Origin of the sequence: Streptomyces prasinopilosus, assembly GCF_001419695.1 — a bacterium.
Classification (GTDB): domain Bacteria; phylum Actinomycetota; class Actinomycetes; order Streptomycetales; family Streptomycetaceae; genus Streptomyces; species Streptomyces prasinopilosus.
The window spans coordinates 1-16,319 of sequence record NZ_LIRG01000336.1 but is presented as its reverse complement, the minus strand read 5'-3'; the positions used below and the strand labels follow the sequence as shown (position 1 = coordinate 16,319).

Below are 16,319 nucleotides of genomic sequence, written 5' to 3'. Positions count from 1 at the left end.
CGCCGCGGCCCCGGTGGCCGCGGGCAGCGGGCTGAAGTACTTGTGCGGTACGACGACCACCACCGAGGTGCCGAGCCAGGGCGAGTCGGCGAAGGTGACGCGGATGCCGTAGCGGCGGGCGAGGACGCCGACGACCCGCAGGCCGATGTTCGCGTCCTCGGTGATGCCTCCGATGCCCGCGCCGGGCGCGGTGCCCGCGAGGGCGTGCTCGGCCTCGCGCTTCTTCTCCTCGCTCAGGCCCTTGCCGGAGTCCTGGATCTCGATGCCGACACCGTTCGGGACCTCCTTGCCGGAGACCACCACGGGCTCGGTGGGCGGTGAGTAGCGCGCCGCATTATCCAGCAGGTGGGCGAAGATCAGCGTGAGGTGGTCCACCAGTCCGCCGTCGACGCCGAGTTCCGGCAGCCGGCGCAGCTGGACGCGGTGGAAGTCCTTGATGCGGCCGATGCCGCCGCGCATCACGCTCAGCAGCCGCTGCGGCTCCTGCCACTGCCTGCCCGGCCGGTCCGAACCGCCGAGGACACCCACGCTGGCGGCGAGGCAGTCGGCGGGGCCGATCTCCTGGTCGAGTTCCATCAGGCCCCGGGCGACGGCCGGGAGGCGGCCGTGCTCCCCCTGCATCTCGTGCAGCCGGCCGCGGAGTTTGCTGGTCAGTACGTGGATGCGGTTGCCGATGCTGATGACGGCCTGTTCGGCGGAGGTGGAGCGGTCGAACTCCTCCTCGAGCGCCATCAGGGAGGTCCGCAGCACCTTGCGCAGTTCGGCCTGGAGCTCGGCGCCGGCCCCGGCGCCCCGGTGGACGTCCGGCAGCAGGTCGTCGATCGCGTCACCGGCACGCAGGCGCTCGATCGCCTCGGGCAGCTGCTCGTCGGCGAGCCGGGTCACCGCGGCGAGCTGAAGCGCCAGCCGCTCCTCCATGGCTTCGGCCTGTTCGGTGATCCGGGCCTCGTGCCGCCCGGTCAGTGCGGCCAGTCTCGCTTCGAAGTCCTCCTCCTGCTCCGCGAGCCGCCTTTCCTGGGCGGTGTTCCGCTCGGCGAGGAGCCGTTCGTGCGCGGCGTCCCGCTCGGCGGAGCGTTCCTCCTGGGCCGTGCGCTCGGCGGCGAGATCCCGCTCCAGGCCCGCCACCTGCTCCCGCCGTCGCAGTGATTCCCGCGACTGCTCGTCCCGTGCGGCACGGAGGGCCTCCTCGGCCCGGAACAGCCGGGTACGGGTGCGGAGCAGCAGCCCTGCGCACCACGTGCCGGCCGCGGTGGCGGCGGCGCCGGCGACGGCGACCGTGAGGCGCTCCGAACTCATGAACGTGGCGGCGATCGTCCCGCCGCCCAGGCCCAGGGGCAACAGCCACCAGCCGTACCGGGCGGCGGGGGGCCGCGCCGCCGGTGGCAAAGGGGCGAGTTCCATCTGCATCCTTCGAAGCGACACGATCAGACACGGGGGGTGTGCGAGGAGACCGCACTCATGGGTGCGGATCACGAACCGGTGCAGCGCGATCACTTCAACTCGCGGCGCCTGGAGGGAGCTTATCGGTTCCGACCGCAAAAGGATCAAGTTCGGAAGGCGGTGGACGTGAGGGTTCCGTCACGCTCATGAGGAGAGATGGCGAGAACAAGTGGCTTGATCCATATGGGTAGTTGAACGTGCGAGTGGATTTCCGGGCCGCCTGCGACCGCACCGCGCGGCACGAACCGACCAGATCCGCAAGAACTCGATCGCAATTCAAAGACATATGACGATCAAACATGCCCGCATCCATGCACCCGGGGGTAACTTGCAGTGCGGGAGGCGGCGTTGGGGGCCGGTTCCCGGACGAAGCAGCTGGAGGCGATGGCGTGGCGCGGCACCGACCTGCACCACCGACCCGGTTTCTCCGCATCCGCCAGGACCGGGGGCACACGGTACTGGACTTACGCGGCGAGATCGACATCGTCGCGGAGGTGGAGGTCGTCCCGCACCTGGACGCGGCGACCTCGGACCCGGAGTGCCGCGTCGTGATCGATCTGACCCGGGTCGAATTCCTGGACGCCTCCGGTCTGCGCCTGCTGTACCGCGCCCGGCGGCGGGTCCTGGAGCAGCACGGCAGTCTGCACCTGGTGTGTGCCGACGCGCCGACCCTGCGGGTGCTGCGGATCACCGGCCTGGCCCGGCTGCTGCCCCCGCGGCCGACCCTGGACGCGGTCCTGGACCGGCCCGAGGCCGCCCCGGGCCCGGCGTGACGGTCGTCCGTCGTCCGGCCAGCGGCGCGCCGGCCGCCCCCGGAAGGGGCGCTGCCGCCGAACAGGGCGCCGTCCCGCACGGGCCGGCTCCTCGAACGGTCATGGCGACCGGAAGGCCCGTGCCGCCGGCGCCCGTCCCCGGGCCGCTGCCGTCCGGACACCGCGGGCACCGTCCGGTGCCCCTTTCGTCCGTCGTTTCGACGACTCCTCCGGAACGTCCGGCGCCCGTGCGCCCCGCATGCTCCCGGTGGTGTTCTCCAGGGCTCAACTCCCGTGTCTGTTCGGCGAAGTGGTGGGCATGCGGTCACTAGGAAGGAGGGCTGTCACCATGACGACTCCCATCGGACGCCTCCCGGGGCGCGTGCCGGGCTGGGCGAAGGTGCTCACCGCGGTGGTGGTGGTGCTCGCCGTGCTCTTCGCCGGGATCCGGCTGAGCGTCCTGCCGGGCCTGAAGGACCTGTTCGGCACGGAGACCCGTGACCGCTCCGGCCCCGCGCTGCTGGAGTCCATCCAGGACATCAGCCGGTACGACGCGGCGACGGGCAACTTCCAGGTCGTGGTGGACCTGGAGAAGGACACCAGGTTCCTGCCCGACGCCATCCGCGGCAGCCGCACCCTGTACGTGGGCGCGGGCACCGTCGACGCCTACGTCGACCTCGGAAAGCTCGGCAAGGACGACGTGCGGGTCGACGAGGACCGTACGTCCGCGACCCTGCGGCTGCCGCACGCCCGCCTCGGCACCCCGGCGCTCGACCCCGAGCGTTCCTACGCCGTCTCCAAGGAGCGCGGGCTGCTCGACCGTCTCGGTGACCTCTTCTCGGACAACCCCAACAGCGAACAGGCCGTGCAGAAGCTCGCGGTGCGCCACATCGCAGCCGCGGCGAAGGAGAGCGAACTGATCAGCCGCGCCGAGAGCAACACCACGGGGATGCTCGAAGGCCTGCTGCGCTCCCTGGGGTTCACGAAGGTGGACGTCTCCTACGGCGGCTGACGGCAGCGGTGTCCGCGCCGCTCCGGCGTGACGACGTCGCCCCGGGCGGCCGGCCCCCCCTCTCCCATCCCATCCCATTCATGACAGCAGTTGACGGCCGGAGGACGGAATGACCCGTACAGCCTCACGTTCGCGCTTCGCGCGGCGCCGGAAGCCGGACAGCGTCCCGCCCGGACGCGGGGGCGGCGGGAACGAGCGGCGTCCGCTCCCCCTGCCCCTCCGGCTGCTCGCGATGCTCTGCGCCTTCGCGTTCATGGTCGTCTTCGCGGTGGCGCTGGCCCGGGTCACGCTGCAGCCCTCCCCCGCCTCCGAGGCGCTGATCCACACCAATCTGCGTCCCGGCCGTTCCCTGCAGGCCTATCTGGACCAGCCCGCGCTGCGCGACGCCGTCCGCCAGGTCGGGGGCAACCTCCTGCTGGGCGTGCCCTTCGGCGTCCTCGCCCCGGTGCTGGCCCCGCGCACCCGCGGATTCGTGCAGGTGCTGCTGCTGACCGGGATCGTGATGCTGATGGTGGAGTTCGCCCAGGGCGCGCTGATCACCGGTCGCGCCTTCGACATCGACGACGTCATCCTGAACACCAGCGGGGCGCTGATCGGATACCTCCTGCTGGGGCGCCGGCTCAGCCGGGCCGTGCACGCGCGCAAGCCGAGGGCCGGGGCCGCACCGGAGCCCCGGGCGGAGGCCCGGCCGGTCCCCGAACCGAGGAGTCCGCGCAGGGGCACGGTACGGGGCCGGCTGTGGAGCGGCAGGGCCAAGGGCGGGGACCGGGCCGGGGCGGAGTCCTCCGGAACGAAGACCGGGGCGGAGGCATGACCGGGGCGGCACGCCGGGCAGGACCGGCGTGCCGCCCCGGCACCTATCCTCGCGGGGTCCAGGTGTGCTTGTCCCCGCCGACCCAGCGGACCACGTCCGGGTCGTCGAGATCGTGGACGGTGATCCCGAACGCGGCGGCGGCCAGCAGCACGTCGGTGACGGTCCTGGCCTCGCCGATCACCTCTCCGTCGATCTCCATGATCCGGAACGGCGGTGTCCCGGGCTGCACGCCGAGCACCATGATCCGCGGATGGGTGATGTACAGGCTCGCACTTTCGGTCATGTATATGAGCGTAGAACGCAAATCGGGCAAGCGCGGGTCGCGTGCCGGTGACGGAAGAAAGGGCGGACCGCCCCGCGAGGGCTTCGGGCCGGAGTGACGCGTATCACCGCAAAGCCGGAGTATTCGGCCGCAACATCCGGAACACACCGCCGCCGCCCTCCGTTGAAAGGGACGTGGGTACGGCGGGAACAGCGCCCCCGGGCCTCCCCTTCCGCCCGCAGGGACGATCGTCCGGCTGAAGCCCTGTGGATCCCTCGCCGAAGGGCGACCGCCTTCCGTGCCCACCACCGAGCCGCCCCGGCCGTGATTCCCCCGTCACGGTCGGGGCTTCCTCCTCTCCTGCCGCGGGCCGGGCCGCCGGGCGGAGTCTCCCGCTCGGCGGCCCGGCCCGTCGTACCGGGTCCGCGGTGGGCGTGCGCGCTACGCGGTGGGCTCGTCCGGCACCGGCTGCTCCGGGTCGGCGGAGGCCGAGTGCGGTGCGCCCCGCCGGCCGGTCCCGGCCTCGTCCGTGTCGGGGACGTCGGGCCGCCGCTCCGCGGCCGCGTCCGGACCGGACTCCTCGCCGGCCGCGTCCTCGCCCACGCCCGGAGCCACCTCCCAGGGGTCCTCGCCCTCACCCGCCTGCTGGTCGGGCAGGTCCCGGGGGATGCCCTGGCCGTTCTCACCCGGTCCCTCGTGGCGGTGGTCGGTCACGGCACGCTCCCTTCTTCCGCGGGCTCTCCTCATCCTGCCCGCGCGTGCCCCACGGGTACCGTCGCGGCATCCGGCGAAACGCTCAGCGCGGCGTCCGCTCCCGCAGGGCCCTGCGCCAGGCGGGCGGCGGCGACTCCGGGTCCGGGTCGGGGCGCCGTCCGCCGCGGGCGAAGAAGTCGGCGAGCGGCAGGATCGCGGCGCCGACCGTGACGGCGTCGGGGCCGAGGCTGCCCAGTTCGATCGTCACGTTCTCGGCGGGATGGCGCAGCGCGTACGACAGGGCGTGCTTGCGGACGGCGGGCAGGAAGCGGGCGCCGAGCTGGAGGCCGGCCCAGCCGCCCATGAGGATGCGTTCCGGCTGGAAGAGGTTGATCAGGTCGGACAGGCCGGCGCCCAGGTACTCGGCGGTCTCCTCCAGCACGGCGAGCGCGACCGGGTCGGCGGCGGTGCCGTCCGGAGGGTAGGCGGCGGCGAGCATCGCGGTCAGCGCCGTCTCCTCGTCGGCACCCCGGGGGATCCGGCCGCCCTCCTCCCGCCACCGGGCGAGCAGCGACTCGGCTCCCGCATAGGCCTCCAGGCAGCCGAGCGCACCGCAGCGGCAGCGCCGTCCCCGCACCCGTACGGTCAGGTGCCCCCACTCGACCGCGCGGCCGTGCTCCGCCTCCGGTGTGACGAGGCAGGCACCGACGCCGGAGCCGAAGAGCACGACGAGGGCGTTGCGCGCGCCGCGTCCCGCCCCGAACCACATCTCGGCCTGGCCGAGGGTCCTGGCCCCGTTGTCGATGAAGCGGGGCACTCCGTCGGGCAGGGGCGAGCCGCTGCGCAGCAGGGACTCCAGTGCGACGGCGTCCCACCCGATGGTCTGCCCGTGCACGACGGCGCCCCGGTCGGGGGTGTGCTCGACGATGCCGGGGACGCCGATGCCGACGCCGAGCAGCCGCTCGGGGGCCAGGCCGGCGGTGGCGAGCACCTCGGTGATCCCGGCGTGGATGTGGTCGACGATGACACCGACCTCGTAACGCTGCTGCTCCAGCGGGCGCTCGGCACGGGCGAGTTCGGTGAGCGTCAGGTCGAACAGTTCGACGCGGACCCGGGTCTCGCCGACGTCCACGCCGATCATGTGGCCGCTGGCCGGCGTCACCCGGAGCAGGGTGCGCGGACGGCCGCCGTCGGAGTCGACGCTGCCGGCCTCCTCGACGAGTCCGTCACCGATCAGGTCGGCGACGACGTTGCTCACCGAGCCGGAGCTGAGCCCGGTCGCCGGGCCGAGCTCGAAGCGGCTGAGCGGTCCGTCGAAGTAGAGCCGCTGCAGCACGGCCCCGCGGTTGGCCCGTCTGAGGTCGCGTACCGTGCGTCCGTTCCGCCCCGCCATGTGGCTGCTCCTCCCGAACCCCTGCCCGGCCTGCAACATACCGCCGTGAACCCCCTCGGCGCGACTTCCCCGCACCCTTAGTTAATGTGGTGAACTAAAGCCGTCCGCCCGGACCGTCCGGTCCCGCCCGGAAAACCGCTGGATCGGGTTCCTCCGGGATCTCTACGGTGGGACGGAAACCCGGGTCCTCCCGGTTTCGGCAGGCCGTACGGAAGAACCCCGGAGAACCCCCATGAGACCACTCACCGACCAGGACATACGCGGCTCCTTCGTCAATTGCTCGAAGGGCGAGGCCAAGCGCCTGTTCGTGCCCCGCGACCTCGGGGAGCGGGTCTGGGAGGATCTGGACTTCCTGGGCTGGCGGGATCCGGGGGCTCCCGACCGCACCTATCTGGTCGCCGAGCGGGCGGACCGGGGCCGCCTGGTCGGCGTGGCCCTGCGGTTCCAGCCCGCGCGGCGCGGTCTGCTGCAGCGCAGCATGTGCTCGCTGTGCCTGACGACGCATCCGCGCGGGGGCGTCTCCCTGATGACCGCGCGCCGGGCGGGTGCGGCCGGGCGCGAGGGCAATTCGGTGGGCGCCTACATGTGCGCCGACCTCGCGTGCTCCCTCTACCTGCGGGGCAGGAAGGTGCCGGAGTCGGGAATGCGGATCGAGGAGACCCTCACGCTCGACGAGCAGGTCGCCCGCACCCTGGGCAACCTGTACGCCTTCCTCGACAAGGTGTGACGTCGCGGGGGCCCGGCCGGGCCCCCGGATGTGCGGGCCTCTCCCGGAGGTCCCCCGTGTCACCGTGTCCCCCGCACGACTGCGGAACCTCCCGAAGACGTTCGACGCTTCCGGTGAGCGGGAACCGTCGAAGGATGCAAGAGGTACGTGAGTGGTCGGCGCAGGTCAGAGAGTTCGTGAAACGGCACCGTGATCCGGAGATCGTGCAGATGCTCCGCTCGACGGCCGCGGCGACGGTCTCGTACGTCATCGCGTTGCGGCTCAGTCCGGAGGCCGCCCCGCTCACCGCGCCGCTGACGGCGCTGCTCGTCGTCCAGGTCACGCTGTACTCCACGCTCACCACCGGCTTCCGCCGGGTGAACTCGGTGGTGACCGGGGTGGTCGTCGCCATCCTCTTCAGCCTCCTGGTGGGTCTGACCTGGTGGAGTCTGGGGCTGGTGATCCTGGCCTCGCTGTTCGTCGGGCGCCTCGTGCGCGTGCACGAGTTCGTGCCCGAGGTGGCGATCAGCGCGATGCTGGTGCTCGGTGTGACCTCGGTCGGGGACATGGCCTGGGCGCGCATCCTGGAGACGCTGATCGGTGCCGTGGTCGGCCTCTCGTTCAATCTGCTCCTGGCCCCGCCGGTGTGGGTGGAGGAGGCCGGTGAGTCGATCGAGGGGCTGGCCCGGCGGGTGCGGCAGCTGATGCTCCGCCTGGGAGAACAGGCGTCGGGGCAGCCGGCCCACCACGAGGCAGCGGCGCGGCTGCACGAGGCGCGCCGGCTCGATCACGACATCTCCGAGGTGGACGCGGATCTCCGGCAGGCGGAGGACAGCCTGCGGCTCAACCCGCGCGTGCGCGAGGGCCTGCTGCACCGGGTCGTGCTGCGCACCGGGCTGGACACCCTGGAGATCTGCACCGTCGTCCTGCGGGTGCTGGCGCGCACCTTCACCGACCTCGCGAAGGAACGCGAGCCGGGGCCCCTGTTCCCGCCCACGGCGGGCGCCCTCGTCGAGCAGCTGCTGTCCGAGATCTCCGACGCGGTGGTCAGCTTCGCGGTGCTGGTCACCGCGAGCGTCAGTGAGAGCGCGGAGTCCGCGGAGGAGCGGCTCACCGCCGAACTGCGGCAGGCCGCCACCACGCGCGACCGGCTGGCCCGGCTGCTGCTGGAGACGGTGCGCGCGGACGCCCGGCAGTGGCAGCTCTACGGTGCGCTGCTGACCGAGACCGACCGCATCCTGGACGAGATGAACACCGAGCACCGGTCGCAGCGCCTGATGGAGGAACTGGACCGGCACACCCGCGAGCAGCGGGAGCGCATGCCCCGGATCACGCGGACCCGGGACCGGCTGCGCGTTCCCGGCCGGCTGCGCCGGAACCGGCGGGGCCCCGCCGGGCGTTCTCGGTGAGGGAGACCGGCGGCGGGCACGCCGCCGGCCACGAGCACACGAAGGGGGCGCGCGGATGACCGGAACCGACGTGCGGATCGACGGGAACACCCTGCGGCTGCCGGGCGGGGCGGCGGTGCGGTTCATCCGCACCCTGCGGCTGCCGGAGACGGGCACGCACGCGCTGCCCCCGGGCCTGGGCGAGTTCCCGCTGCGGCGGGTCGCGGACCACGCGGACTCGGTGCCCGAGGCCTGGCGGGCGCGCGGCGGGGTGATGCTGCCGGTGTATCTGCGGGAGGCGCTGTGGCTGAGCTTCGCGGGTACGCAGGAGCCGGCCGCGCTGCAGGTGGGGGTCGGCAAGGTGTGCGCGGTCTCGGGCCGCCCGTGGAGCGGCCGGCTGTCCCGCTCGCCGCAGAACTACGTGGTGCTGCCCCGGCAGCGCTGGCTGGACGGCATCAACTCCGGCGAGGGCACGGTCCGCCAGTTCGTGGCCGTGCCGCTGGGGCTGGGCGCGACGGTGGAGGGCCAGGTCACCGGCGAGGAGGTGTGGGGCGGCGTCCAGCTGCAGTCCTTCCCGCTCGGCGCGGACGCGCTGGCCCGGTGGCGCCGGGCGGAGCGGGAGCGGCTGGAGCGGCAGCGGGCGGAACTGGCCGCCCGGCCGCCGGCCCGCACCACGGGGTACGGCGCCATGGCCGCGCCGCCCGCGCCGGGCGCGGCCCCCGCGGGGCTCCGCGGCGCGTCCCGGCCCGCCGCCGCGATGGGTCTCGGTGTCGGCGGCTCCATGCGGCAGGAGGTCTACCGGGACGACCGGCCGCTGACGGACTGGGCCGAGGAGCCGTCGGGGCGGGTGTTCGTCCACCTGGTGACGCCTCCCGAGTGGCGGCGCATCACGGGCGAGGCGCCGCCTCCCTCCCCGGTGGACCGGGCCGCCTACACCCGGGCGGGGCTGCCCTGGTTCGACTACTACGACCAGGACGCGCAGGACCTCGGCCCGGCCGGTCCGCTCCGGTCGGTGAAGCCGGTCGGCGACTGGCTCGGGGACGACCACGAGCCCTGGCAGCCGCCGTCGCCGCACCAGGTGAAGCAGCTCGGGGACGCGCCGGGCAAGCCGGTGGAGGACGGGGACTGGTAGCCGCCGGGCGTCGGGCCGTGCGGGCGGCGCCGTCAGCCGTCGCCGTCGGCGCGTTGCCGTTGCAGCGGGCGGGGGCAGGTGAGCGCGTTCGCCTGGGAGAGGAGGACGTGCATGCGCTCGGTGAGCTGGCCGAGGTCGTCGGCGGGCCGGTGGAAGGGCAGCCGTACGTCGCCGCTCGTGCGGACGCGTTCGACGCGCAGGGTGAGCCCGTGCCGGTCGACGGCGAGCGGCTGGACGCGGACCGCGCCGTGCAGGCCGGCCGGCTCGACCAGCCGGGTCAGCCGCTCGACCGCGTCGCCGTGCCGGTCGGCGAGGTGGGTGAGCAGCCGGGCCTCCGCGGTGGCCAGCGGATCGGGCCGGGCCGCGGCGAACTCGTCCGGGTCGACGACGACGGCTCCGGACTCCCGCCGCAGCACCACCCGCGTCGGGCGGAAGGCGAGGTGGTCGTCCCCGGTGGTGAACCAGCCGGCGAGCCACAGCCGGGCGCGGATCCGCTTCCGCACCGGGACGGGGGCGACGTCGGCGAACTCCAGTACGGCGGACGGCTCGCCGCGGGGCGCGCAGATCGCGGCGGTGAGCAGCGCGCTGTCCTCGGGCACCCGCAGCAGGATGCGGCCGTCGTCGGCCACACCGTGCGCGCCGACGAACTCCTCGCGCGAGCCCTCCGCGGTCACCGCGCAGGACCATGCGGCGGCGAGGACGGAGCGGGCCCGCTCCGCCGCGCCGGGTCCGGCCGTCCAGCCGTGCGTGTCGTCACCCATCCTCGAACCTCCTATTAGGTAAGCCTTGCCTAACTTAGCGAAGATCGAGGCGTACGCCAAGCGGATCACGTGACCTTCGTGCGGTCCTTCAGGACGCGAGGACGCCGAGCAGGGCGCGTGCGCACAGGTCGCGCACCTGTTCCCGGCTCAGCTCGGAACCGCGCAGCCACTCCAGGCACACCGCGGTGGTGAAGGCCAGCCAGCCGCGCACGGCGAGGCGCGCGTCCGGTCGCCGCCCGAGCACCGGACCGAACTCGGGGTCCCCGGCCAGCGCCGCCAGGATCTGCCGCTCCTGCGCGGCCAGGGCCCGGTGGTAGACCCGGCGCACCGCCGGGTCCCCCGCCGCCTCGGCACGGTGGAAGGCGCGGTAACCGTGCGCGTGCGCCGCCACGTACCCCAGGTACGCGTCGAGCCCCGACGCCAGCTGCTCCCGCACGGGAGCGCCGGGGACCGCCGCGGTCATCCGCAGCATCCGGTCGCTCTCGCGCTGCACCACCGCCGCGAAGAAGTCCCGCTTGGTGGGGAAGTAGTGGTAGAGCAGGCCCCGGGAGACCCCGGCGATCCCGGTCACCCGCTCGATCCACACGTCGTCGTACGGACTCTCCGAGAACAGCCGCGCGCCGATCGACAGGAGCTGCTCGCGACGCTCCTCGGTGCTGAGCCGGCGCCGCGCGCGCCCGCCCTCGTTCGCGGCCATTCCCGCACCTTACTTGACGCCGGTTCAGCAACCGGAACAGACTGGACGGGCGTATTGAACCCGCGTACAACACGGGTTCCGCGGGCACGCACCGCGTCGCAGTCGCTTGCCGGACCGGAGGGGATCGCATGGCGGAGACGACGGCACCGACCGTGCTGCCGAGGGGATTTCGCGGTGCGCAGGAGGGCTGGCCCGAACTCCACCGCATCCCGCGCCCTCCCTACCGGGTCCCGCTCGCCGGTGACGTCATCGGCTCGAGCAAGGACACCCCGGTGCAGGACTCGATGCGGCTCGCCCGCCGGCTGGGACCGATCTTCCGGCGGAACGCCTTCGGCAAGGAGTTCGTGCTGGTGGCGGGTGCGGACCTGGCGGCCGATCTGGCCGACGAGGCACGCTTCGCCAAGCACGTGGGCCTGGGCGTGGCCAATCTGCGGCAGCTCGCGGGCGACGGCCTGTTCACCGCGTACAACCACGAGCCCAACTGGCAGCTCGCCCACGACGTGCTCGCCCCCGGCTTCAGCCGGGAGGCCATGGCGGGCTACCACACGATGATGCTGGCCGTGGCGGAGCGGCTGACCGGTCACTGGGACCGCGCGGCCGGGGCGGGCCGGGCGGTGGACGTGCCCGGCGACATGACCAAGCTGACGCTGGAGACGATCGCGCGCACCGGGTTCGGGCACGACTTCGGGTCGTTCGAACGGTCCCGGCCGCACCCCTTCGTCACCGCGATGATCGGCACGCTCGATTACGCGCAGCGGCTCAACGCGGTTCCCGCGCCGCTGGCCCCGCTCCTGCTGCGGAGGGCGGGCCGGCGCAACGCCGCCGACATCGGCCGTCTCCACCGGATCGTCGACGAGGTGGTCCGGATCCGGCGTGCGGACGGCGGCGGGGAGGGCGACCTGCTCGACCGGATGCTGGACACCGCGCACCCCGACTCCGGTGAGCGGTTGTCGCCCGAGAACGTCCGCCGACAGGTCATCACCTTCCTGATCGCGGGTCACGAGACCACTTCGGGCGCGCTCTCCTTCGCCCTGCACTTCCTCTCCCTGAACCCCGGGGTCGCGGACCGCGCCCGCGCCGAAGTGGACCGGGTCTGGGGCGGCTCGGCCGCGCCGGGCTACGAGCAGGTGGCCAAGCTGCGGTACGTGCGCCGGGTGCTCGACGAGTCGCTGCGGCTGTGGCCCACCGCGCCCGCCTACGCCCGGGAGGCCCGTGCGGACACCGTGCTGGCCGGGGAGCACCCGATGCGGCGGGGGGCGTGGACGATGGTGCTGACGCCGATGCTGCACCGGGACCCCGCGGTGTGGGGCCCGGACCCCGAGCGGTTCGACCCGGACCGTTTCGACGCGCCGGCCGTGCGGTCCCGTCCCCCGCACACCTACAAGCCGTTCGGCACGGGGGCGCGGGCCTGCATCGGACGGCAGTTCGCGCTGCACGAGGCGACGCTGGTGCTCGGGCTCCTGCTGCGCCGCTACGAGTTGCGGCCCGATCCCGGTTACCGGCTGCGGGTGACCGAGCGGCTGACGCTGATGCCGGAGGGACTGCGGCTCCGCCCGGAACGGCGGCCGGCGCCGGCGCCGGCACCGGCCGGGCCCTCGGCGGATTAGGTCCTGGAGCCGGCCGGCCGGGGGCGGGCCGACGTCCCGGTCAGCACGGGGCGTCCGGAGCGCCCGGCGCGTTCGGGGCCCTTGGCGGCCTCCCGCAGACCGTGGCCCGGGTGCGGTGGCCGCCGGGCCCGCCCGGCGCGCGACCGGTCTCCGTCCGGTTCGGGCTCCCGCCCGCGGCCCGGGCCGCCGTCCTCACCGCCCGTGGGACGGGGCCCGTCCTGCGGGCGTCGGGCGTCCCGTCCGGCGCCTGCGGGGCGGGAAGGACGTCCCGGCCCGGGTGGCGCGATCGCCCGGCCCGGCGGGGGCGGCCGTCGGGCCCGGCGTCACCCGGATCCGCCGGTCCGGTGTCAGGCTCCCGCCGTCCAGTGGACGGGACGGGTGAGCGTCCCCGGCAGGGTGGTGCCGGCGCTTCCCCGGGCCGCGTTCAGCTGGGGCTGGGTGAGGAAGAACGCCCCGGTGAGATCGGCGTCCGTCAGGTCGGTGTCGCGCAGGTCGGCGCCGATCAGGTCCGCGCCCCGCAGGTCGGCGCCGGTGAGGTCGGCCGCGATGAGGTAGGCGCCGCGCAGACTCACTCCGCGCAGGTCGGCCCCCCTGAGGCGGGCGCCCATGAGATCGGCGCCCCGGCGGTCCTTCCGCCGCCCGCGTGCCCCGGACCGGGCCAGTTCGCTGGCCTTCAGCAGCAGCGCGTCGACGTCCTGCCGGTGCGCGCCCACGTCCAGCTCCCCCAGGTCCTGCGGGGTGCCCCGGGTGAGCCGCTCCGTCGTCTCCCGCACACGGCGCAGGTCCGCGTGCAGGGGGCGGGCCGCGGGCAGGGCGAGCGCCTCGGTCAGGTACCACAGCAGCTCGTGCAGCTGCCGGACGACCGGGAAGACGTCGAACATGCTGCGGGCCCGCTCCGGTGGCAGGGCACGCCAGTCCTCTCCGCCGAAGGTGACCTGGGAGACCTTCTGCCCGGCGCCGAAGCAGTCGTACACCGTGCAGCCGCTGAACCCCTCCTGCCTCAGCCGTGCGTGGATGCCGCAGCGGTGGTCCTCGCGCAGGTTCCGGCAGGGCCGGCCGGCCGGCTTGTCCACCGCGAAGGCGGTGGAGGCGGCGAACGGCAGGGCGACGCAGCACAGTCCGAAACAGCGCGCGCAGTCACCGCTCAGTCCGGAGCGGCCGGTTCTCGGTTCCGACATGCGGTTCAGGATACGGAGTGCGGGGCGGGCGCCGGACGCCGGACCGTGCCGCCGTCGGCCGTCACCGGGAGAACAGCTCGAAGGCGACCGCGGGCCGGCCGCCGAACCGCTCGCCCGTCTCCCGGGCGTTCTCCGTGAGGAAGTCGCGCACGTACTCCTCGGGGTCCCGGTCGGTCAGCGCCTCGATGTAGGCGCGGTGCTCCAGCAGCGAGCGCACCGCCCTGTCCAGGCCGTCCGTCGCGTCCACGGCGTGGGTGGGGGCGCTGGAGCCCGCCACCGCGACCCAGCGGACGCCGTTCCAGGGTTCGAGGCCCTGCCCGGTCAGTTCCGGGAAGATCCACCGGTTGCCGGCGTCACCGGCCGCGTCGAGCACCGCGCGTCCGACGGCCACGTGGTCCGGGGTGTTCCAGAGGGTGCCGTCCCAGGTGTCGCGGTGGTTCAGGGTGATCACCAGCTCGGGGCGGTGGCGGCGGACGGCGGCGGCGATGTCCCGGCGCAGGGCGGTGCCGTACTCGACGACGCCGTCCCGGTGGTCCAGGAACTCCACCGTCGACACGCCGACCACGGCGGCGCTCGCCCGTTGCTCCCGTTCCCGGAGCGGACCGCACTCGGCGGGGGCCAGGGTGTCGATGCCCGCCTCGCCGCGGGTCGCCAGCACGTAGGCGACCTCGCGGCCGGCGTCGGTCCAGGAGGCGATCGCCGCCGAGCAGCCGTACTCCAGGTCGTCGGGATGGGCGACGACGGCCAGCGCGCGCTGCCAGTCGTCGGGCATGGGGGCGAGTCGAGCGGGTGTCACCTCGGTCATGTCCGCAGGCTAACCGCCGCCCCCGGCGACGTCCCGGGACGCGGCACGGCGTGTGTGCCGCACACGGCGCGCGGCACACACGGCGCGGGGGCTCACACTTCGTCGCGGGCCATCGCCAGCAGCCGGTCCAGGACGCGGGGGCCGCCCGCGCGGACGCCGTCGTGCTCGAACTCGTCGGTGACCCAGGTGCGCAGGCCGCGGATCGCCCGGGCGGTGCGCAGCGAGTGGTCCGTGTCGACGTACATGTCGTCGTGGTAGACGGCGGCCACGGCCGGGACCTCGTTGGCGGCGAGGCGGGCCGGGTCGTACAGGGGGGTCCAGTCGGTGCGGGCGGCGAGCAGGTCGGCGGTCTCGCGCAGCGGGCGCAGCGCGGGGTCGCAGTCGAACATCCAGGGGTGCACGGACTCCCCGGTGAACAGCAGCGGTCCGTCGCCCGCGAGGGCCTTCGCCGCGTCGAACCGCGGGAACTCGGCCCGCACCCGTTCGGCCGACCAGGCGGTGGGCCGGGCGTCCTGGCCGTAGATCGGCTCGTGGATGAGGGCGTACAGGGGGTGGCCCGCGTACGAGAGCAGGGCCTGGACCTGCTCCTGGAACGCGTCGGAGAGCGCCGGGCCCGCCGGGGTGGGGACGAAGGCGTCCTCCAGGAGGTGGTGCAGCTGGTGGCTGCCGTCGCCGGTGCCCAGCACACGGCCCAGGGACTGGAACGCCTCCACGGTGAACCGGTAGCCGTTCGGGAGGACGACCTCGTGCTCGAGGAGGTGCCCGGCGATGCGGCGGGCGCGTTCGACGTCCTGCGGGTAGCGGGCGTAGTGGGCGGCGACCTTGCGCTCGATGCGCGGGTAGGCGGCCCGGTAGACGTCGTCGGCGTGGGCGTCCAGGGAGGGCAGGCCGCCCGTGATCACGGCGGTGTCGAGGCCCTCGGGCGCGGTGGAGAGGTAGGCGACGGTGCAGAATCCGCCGAAGCTCTGGCCGAGGACGGTCCAGGGGGCGCCGCCGGTGACCCGCGGGCGGATCGCCTCGCAGTCGCGGACGATCGCGTCGGCGCGGAAGTGGGCCAGGTAGTCGGCCTGCTCGGCGGGGCCGCCGCGCAGCGGGAGCGTCTGCCGGTTGGCGGGGGTGGAGCTGCCGGTGCCGCGCTGGTCGAGCAGCAGGACGCGGTACTCCTTCAGGGCCCGGCCGAGCCAGGACGGCTTCCCGACGAACCGGTTCGCCCCGAATCCGGGGCCGCCCTGGAGGTACAGCAGCCAGGGCAGTTCCCGGTCCACCAGGTCTCCGGCGACGACCTCCCGTGCGTACAGCTCGATCGTCTCTCCCGAGGGCGCGTCGTGGTCGAGGGGGACGGTGAAGCGGCGGTCGGTGAGGACCACGCCGGGCTGGCGGTAGCTGAGGGACAAGGAGGGCTCCCGGGACGAACGGACGGTCGGACCGCGACCCAGTTCAGCACACGGCCGTCCGGCGCCCGGCCCCGGGATCACGGCCTGTGTCCGGGATCCGCCGGTCAGCGGGCCGCCAGGCTGGAGCGCCGGACGACGAGTTCCGGGCGCAGCACGACCCTGCGGTGTTCGTGGGGCGTGGTCCCGGCCTCCGTCTCCTCGAGCAGCAGTTCCGCCGCCAGTGCGCCCATCGTGACGGCGGGCTGGCGTACGGAGGTGAGGGGGACGGCCGCCGCGGCGGCGAAC

The 16,319-nt window shown here is 74.0% G+C and carries 16 protein-coding genes and 1 pseudogene; 7 read left to right on the top strand and 10 right to left on the bottom strand.

The window, feature by feature from the left end:
- On the bottom strand, window positions 1-1,401 hold a 1,401-nt coding region (locus tag AOK18_RS15045; protein WP_055694683.1), incomplete at its 3' end, for an ATP-binding protein.
- Between the two features lie 428 nt (window positions 1,402-1,829).
- Here AOK18_RS15045 and AOK18_RS15040 point away from each other — a divergent pair.
- The 3 genes and pseudogenes from AOK18_RS15040 to AOK18_RS15030 all read left to right on the top strand — a co-directional run.
- A complete protein-coding gene (locus tag AOK18_RS15040; RefSeq protein WP_055694682.1) occupies window positions 1,830-2,213 on the top strand; it encodes an anti-sigma factor antagonist in 384 nt (127 codons plus the stop codon).
- Between the two features lie 328 nt (window positions 2,214-2,541).
- A complete protein-coding gene (locus AOK18_RS15035; protein ID WP_055573297.1) occupies window positions 2,542-3,204 on the top strand; it encodes a DUF4230 domain-containing protein in 663 nt (220 codons plus the stop codon).
- A gap of 109 nt (window positions 3,205-3,313) precedes the next feature.
- Window positions 3,314-3,856 (top strand): annotated as a pseudogene (locus AOK18_RS15030) (VanZ family protein); the annotation flags it as partial.
- A gap of 205 nt (window positions 3,857-4,061) precedes the next feature.
- Here AOK18_RS15030 and AOK18_RS15025 read toward each other — a convergent pair.
- From AOK18_RS15025 to AOK18_RS15015, 3 genes are all read right to left on the bottom strand, one after another.
- Window positions 4,062-4,301 carry a hypothetical protein gene (locus AOK18_RS15025; protein WP_055573298.1) on the bottom strand — a complete coding sequence of 80 codons (240 nt, stop codon included), beginning with the start codon at window positions 4,299-4,301 and terminating at the stop codon, window positions 4,062-4,064.
- 420 nt (window positions 4,302-4,721) lie between these two features.
- The gene (locus tag AOK18_RS15020) at window positions 4,722-4,994 is read right to left on the bottom strand and encodes a hypothetical protein (RefSeq protein ID WP_055573299.1); all 273 of its coding nucleotides are present in this window, start codon (window positions 4,992-4,994) and stop codon (window positions 4,722-4,724) included.
- 82 nt (window positions 4,995-5,076) lie between these two features.
- A complete protein-coding gene (locus AOK18_RS15015; protein WP_055694681.1) occupies window positions 5,077-6,366 on the bottom strand; it encodes an ROK family transcriptional regulator in 1,290 nt (429 codons plus the stop codon).
- A gap of 232 nt (window positions 6,367-6,598) precedes the next feature.
- On the opposite strand from AOK18_RS15015, the gene AOK18_RS15010 reads away from it, so the two are divergent.
- The 3 genes from AOK18_RS15010 to AOK18_RS15000 all read left to right on the top strand — a co-directional run bounded on the left by AOK18_RS15010 (window position 6,599) and on the right by AOK18_RS15000 (window position 9,592).
- Window positions 6,599-7,093, top strand: a complete 495-nt coding sequence (locus AOK18_RS15010; RefSeq protein WP_055573301.1) for an FBP domain-containing protein — start codon at window positions 6,599-6,601, stop codon at window positions 7,091-7,093.
- Between the two features lie 134 nt (window positions 7,094-7,227).
- Complete coding sequence (locus AOK18_RS15005; RefSeq protein ID WP_055694680.1) at window positions 7,228-8,481, top strand: aromatic acid exporter family protein; 1,254 nt, start codon at window positions 7,228-7,230, stop codon at window positions 8,479-8,481.
- A gap of 55 nt (window positions 8,482-8,536) precedes the next feature.
- Window positions 8,537-9,592 (top strand): hypothetical protein, encoded by a 1,056-nt coding sequence (locus AOK18_RS15000; RefSeq protein WP_055694679.1) that lies wholly within the window; start codon window positions 8,537-8,539, stop codon window positions 9,590-9,592.
- 32 nt (window positions 9,593-9,624) lie between these two features.
- Here AOK18_RS15000 and AOK18_RS14995 read toward each other — a convergent pair whose 3' ends face one another.
- Window positions 9,625-10,353 (bottom strand): DUF2470 domain-containing protein, encoded by a 729-nt coding sequence (locus AOK18_RS14995; RefSeq protein ID WP_055573596.1) that lies wholly within the window; start codon window positions 10,351-10,353, stop codon window positions 9,625-9,627.
- Window positions 10,354-10,441: 88 nt separating this feature from the next.
- Window positions 10,442-11,050, bottom strand: a complete 609-nt coding sequence (locus AOK18_RS14990; protein ID WP_055573597.1) for a TetR/AcrR family transcriptional regulator — start codon at window positions 11,048-11,050, stop codon at window positions 10,442-10,444.
- Between the two features lie 128 nt (window positions 11,051-11,178).
- Between AOK18_RS14990 and AOK18_RS14985 the strand changes: the two genes are divergently transcribed.
- Window positions 11,179-12,657 (top strand): cytochrome P450, encoded by a 1,479-nt coding sequence (locus AOK18_RS14985; protein ID WP_055573598.1) that lies wholly within the window; start codon window positions 11,179-11,181, stop codon window positions 12,655-12,657.
- 347 nt (window positions 12,658-13,004) lie between these two features.
- Here the strand turns inward: AOK18_RS14985 and AOK18_RS14980 are convergent, their stop codons facing one another.
- From AOK18_RS14980 to AOK18_RS14965, 4 genes are all read right to left on the bottom strand, one after another.
- Window positions 13,005-13,835, bottom strand: a complete 831-nt coding sequence (locus tag AOK18_RS14980) for a pentapeptide repeat-containing protein (protein ID WP_055694678.1) — start codon at window positions 13,833-13,835, stop codon at window positions 13,005-13,007.
- A 61-nt stretch (window positions 13,836-13,896) separates the two neighbouring features.
- Complete coding sequence (locus tag AOK18_RS14975; RefSeq protein ID WP_055694677.1) at window positions 13,897-14,640, bottom strand: PIG-L deacetylase family protein; 744 nt, start codon at window positions 14,638-14,640, stop codon at window positions 13,897-13,899.
- Window positions 14,641-14,732: 92 nt separating this feature from the next.
- Complete coding sequence (locus AOK18_RS14970) at window positions 14,733-16,034, bottom strand: alpha/beta fold hydrolase (RefSeq protein WP_055694676.1); 1,302 nt, start codon at window positions 16,032-16,034, stop codon at window positions 14,733-14,735.
- 104 nt (window positions 16,035-16,138) lie between these two features.
- The coding region (locus AOK18_RS14965) for a substrate-binding domain-containing protein (protein WP_055694675.1) at window positions 16,139-16,319 on the bottom strand (181 nt) is incomplete at its 5' end.

What these genes read in the sequence shown, in the direction of transcription:
- AOK18_RS15000 (WP_055694679.1), top strand. Translation starts at nt 8,537, where the DNA reads ATGACCGGAACCGACGTGCGGATCGACGGGAACACCCTGCGGCTGCCG.
- AOK18_RS15015 (WP_055694681.1), bottom strand. Translation starts at nt 6,366, where the DNA reads ATGGCGGGGCGGAACGGACGCACGGTACGCGACCTCAGACGGGCCAAC.
- AOK18_RS15035 (WP_055573297.1), top strand. Translation starts at nt 2,542, where the DNA reads ATGACGACTCCCATCGGACGCCTCCCGGGGCGCGTGCCGGGCTGGGCG.
- AOK18_RS14990 (WP_055573597.1), bottom strand. Translation starts at nt 11,050, where the DNA reads ATGGCCGCGAACGAGGGCGGGCGCGCGCGGCGCCGGCTCAGCACCGAG.
- AOK18_RS15005 (WP_055694680.1), top strand. Translation starts at nt 7,228, where the DNA reads ATGCAAGAGGTACGTGAGTGGTCGGCGCAGGTCAGAGAGTTCGTGAAA.
- AOK18_RS14975 (WP_055694677.1), bottom strand. Translation starts at nt 14,640, where the DNA reads ATGACCGAGGTGACACCCGCTCGACTCGCCCCCATGCCCGACGACTGG.
- AOK18_RS14980 (WP_055694678.1), bottom strand. Translation starts at nt 13,835, where the DNA reads ATGTCGGAACCGAGAACCGGCCGCTCCGGACTGAGCGGTGACTGCGCG.
- AOK18_RS15025 (WP_055573298.1), bottom strand. Translation starts at nt 4,301, where the DNA reads ATGACCGAAAGTGCGAGCCTGTACATCACCCATCCGCGGATCATGGTG.
- AOK18_RS14985 (WP_055573598.1), top strand. Translation starts at nt 11,179, where the DNA reads ATGGCGGAGACGACGGCACCGACCGTGCTGCCGAGGGGATTTCGCGGT.
- AOK18_RS15010 (WP_055573301.1), top strand. Translation starts at nt 6,599, where the DNA reads ATGAGACCACTCACCGACCAGGACATACGCGGCTCCTTCGTCAATTGC.
- AOK18_RS14995 (WP_055573596.1), bottom strand. Translation starts at nt 10,353, where the DNA reads ATGGGTGACGACACGCACGGCTGGACGGCCGGACCCGGCGCGGCGGAG.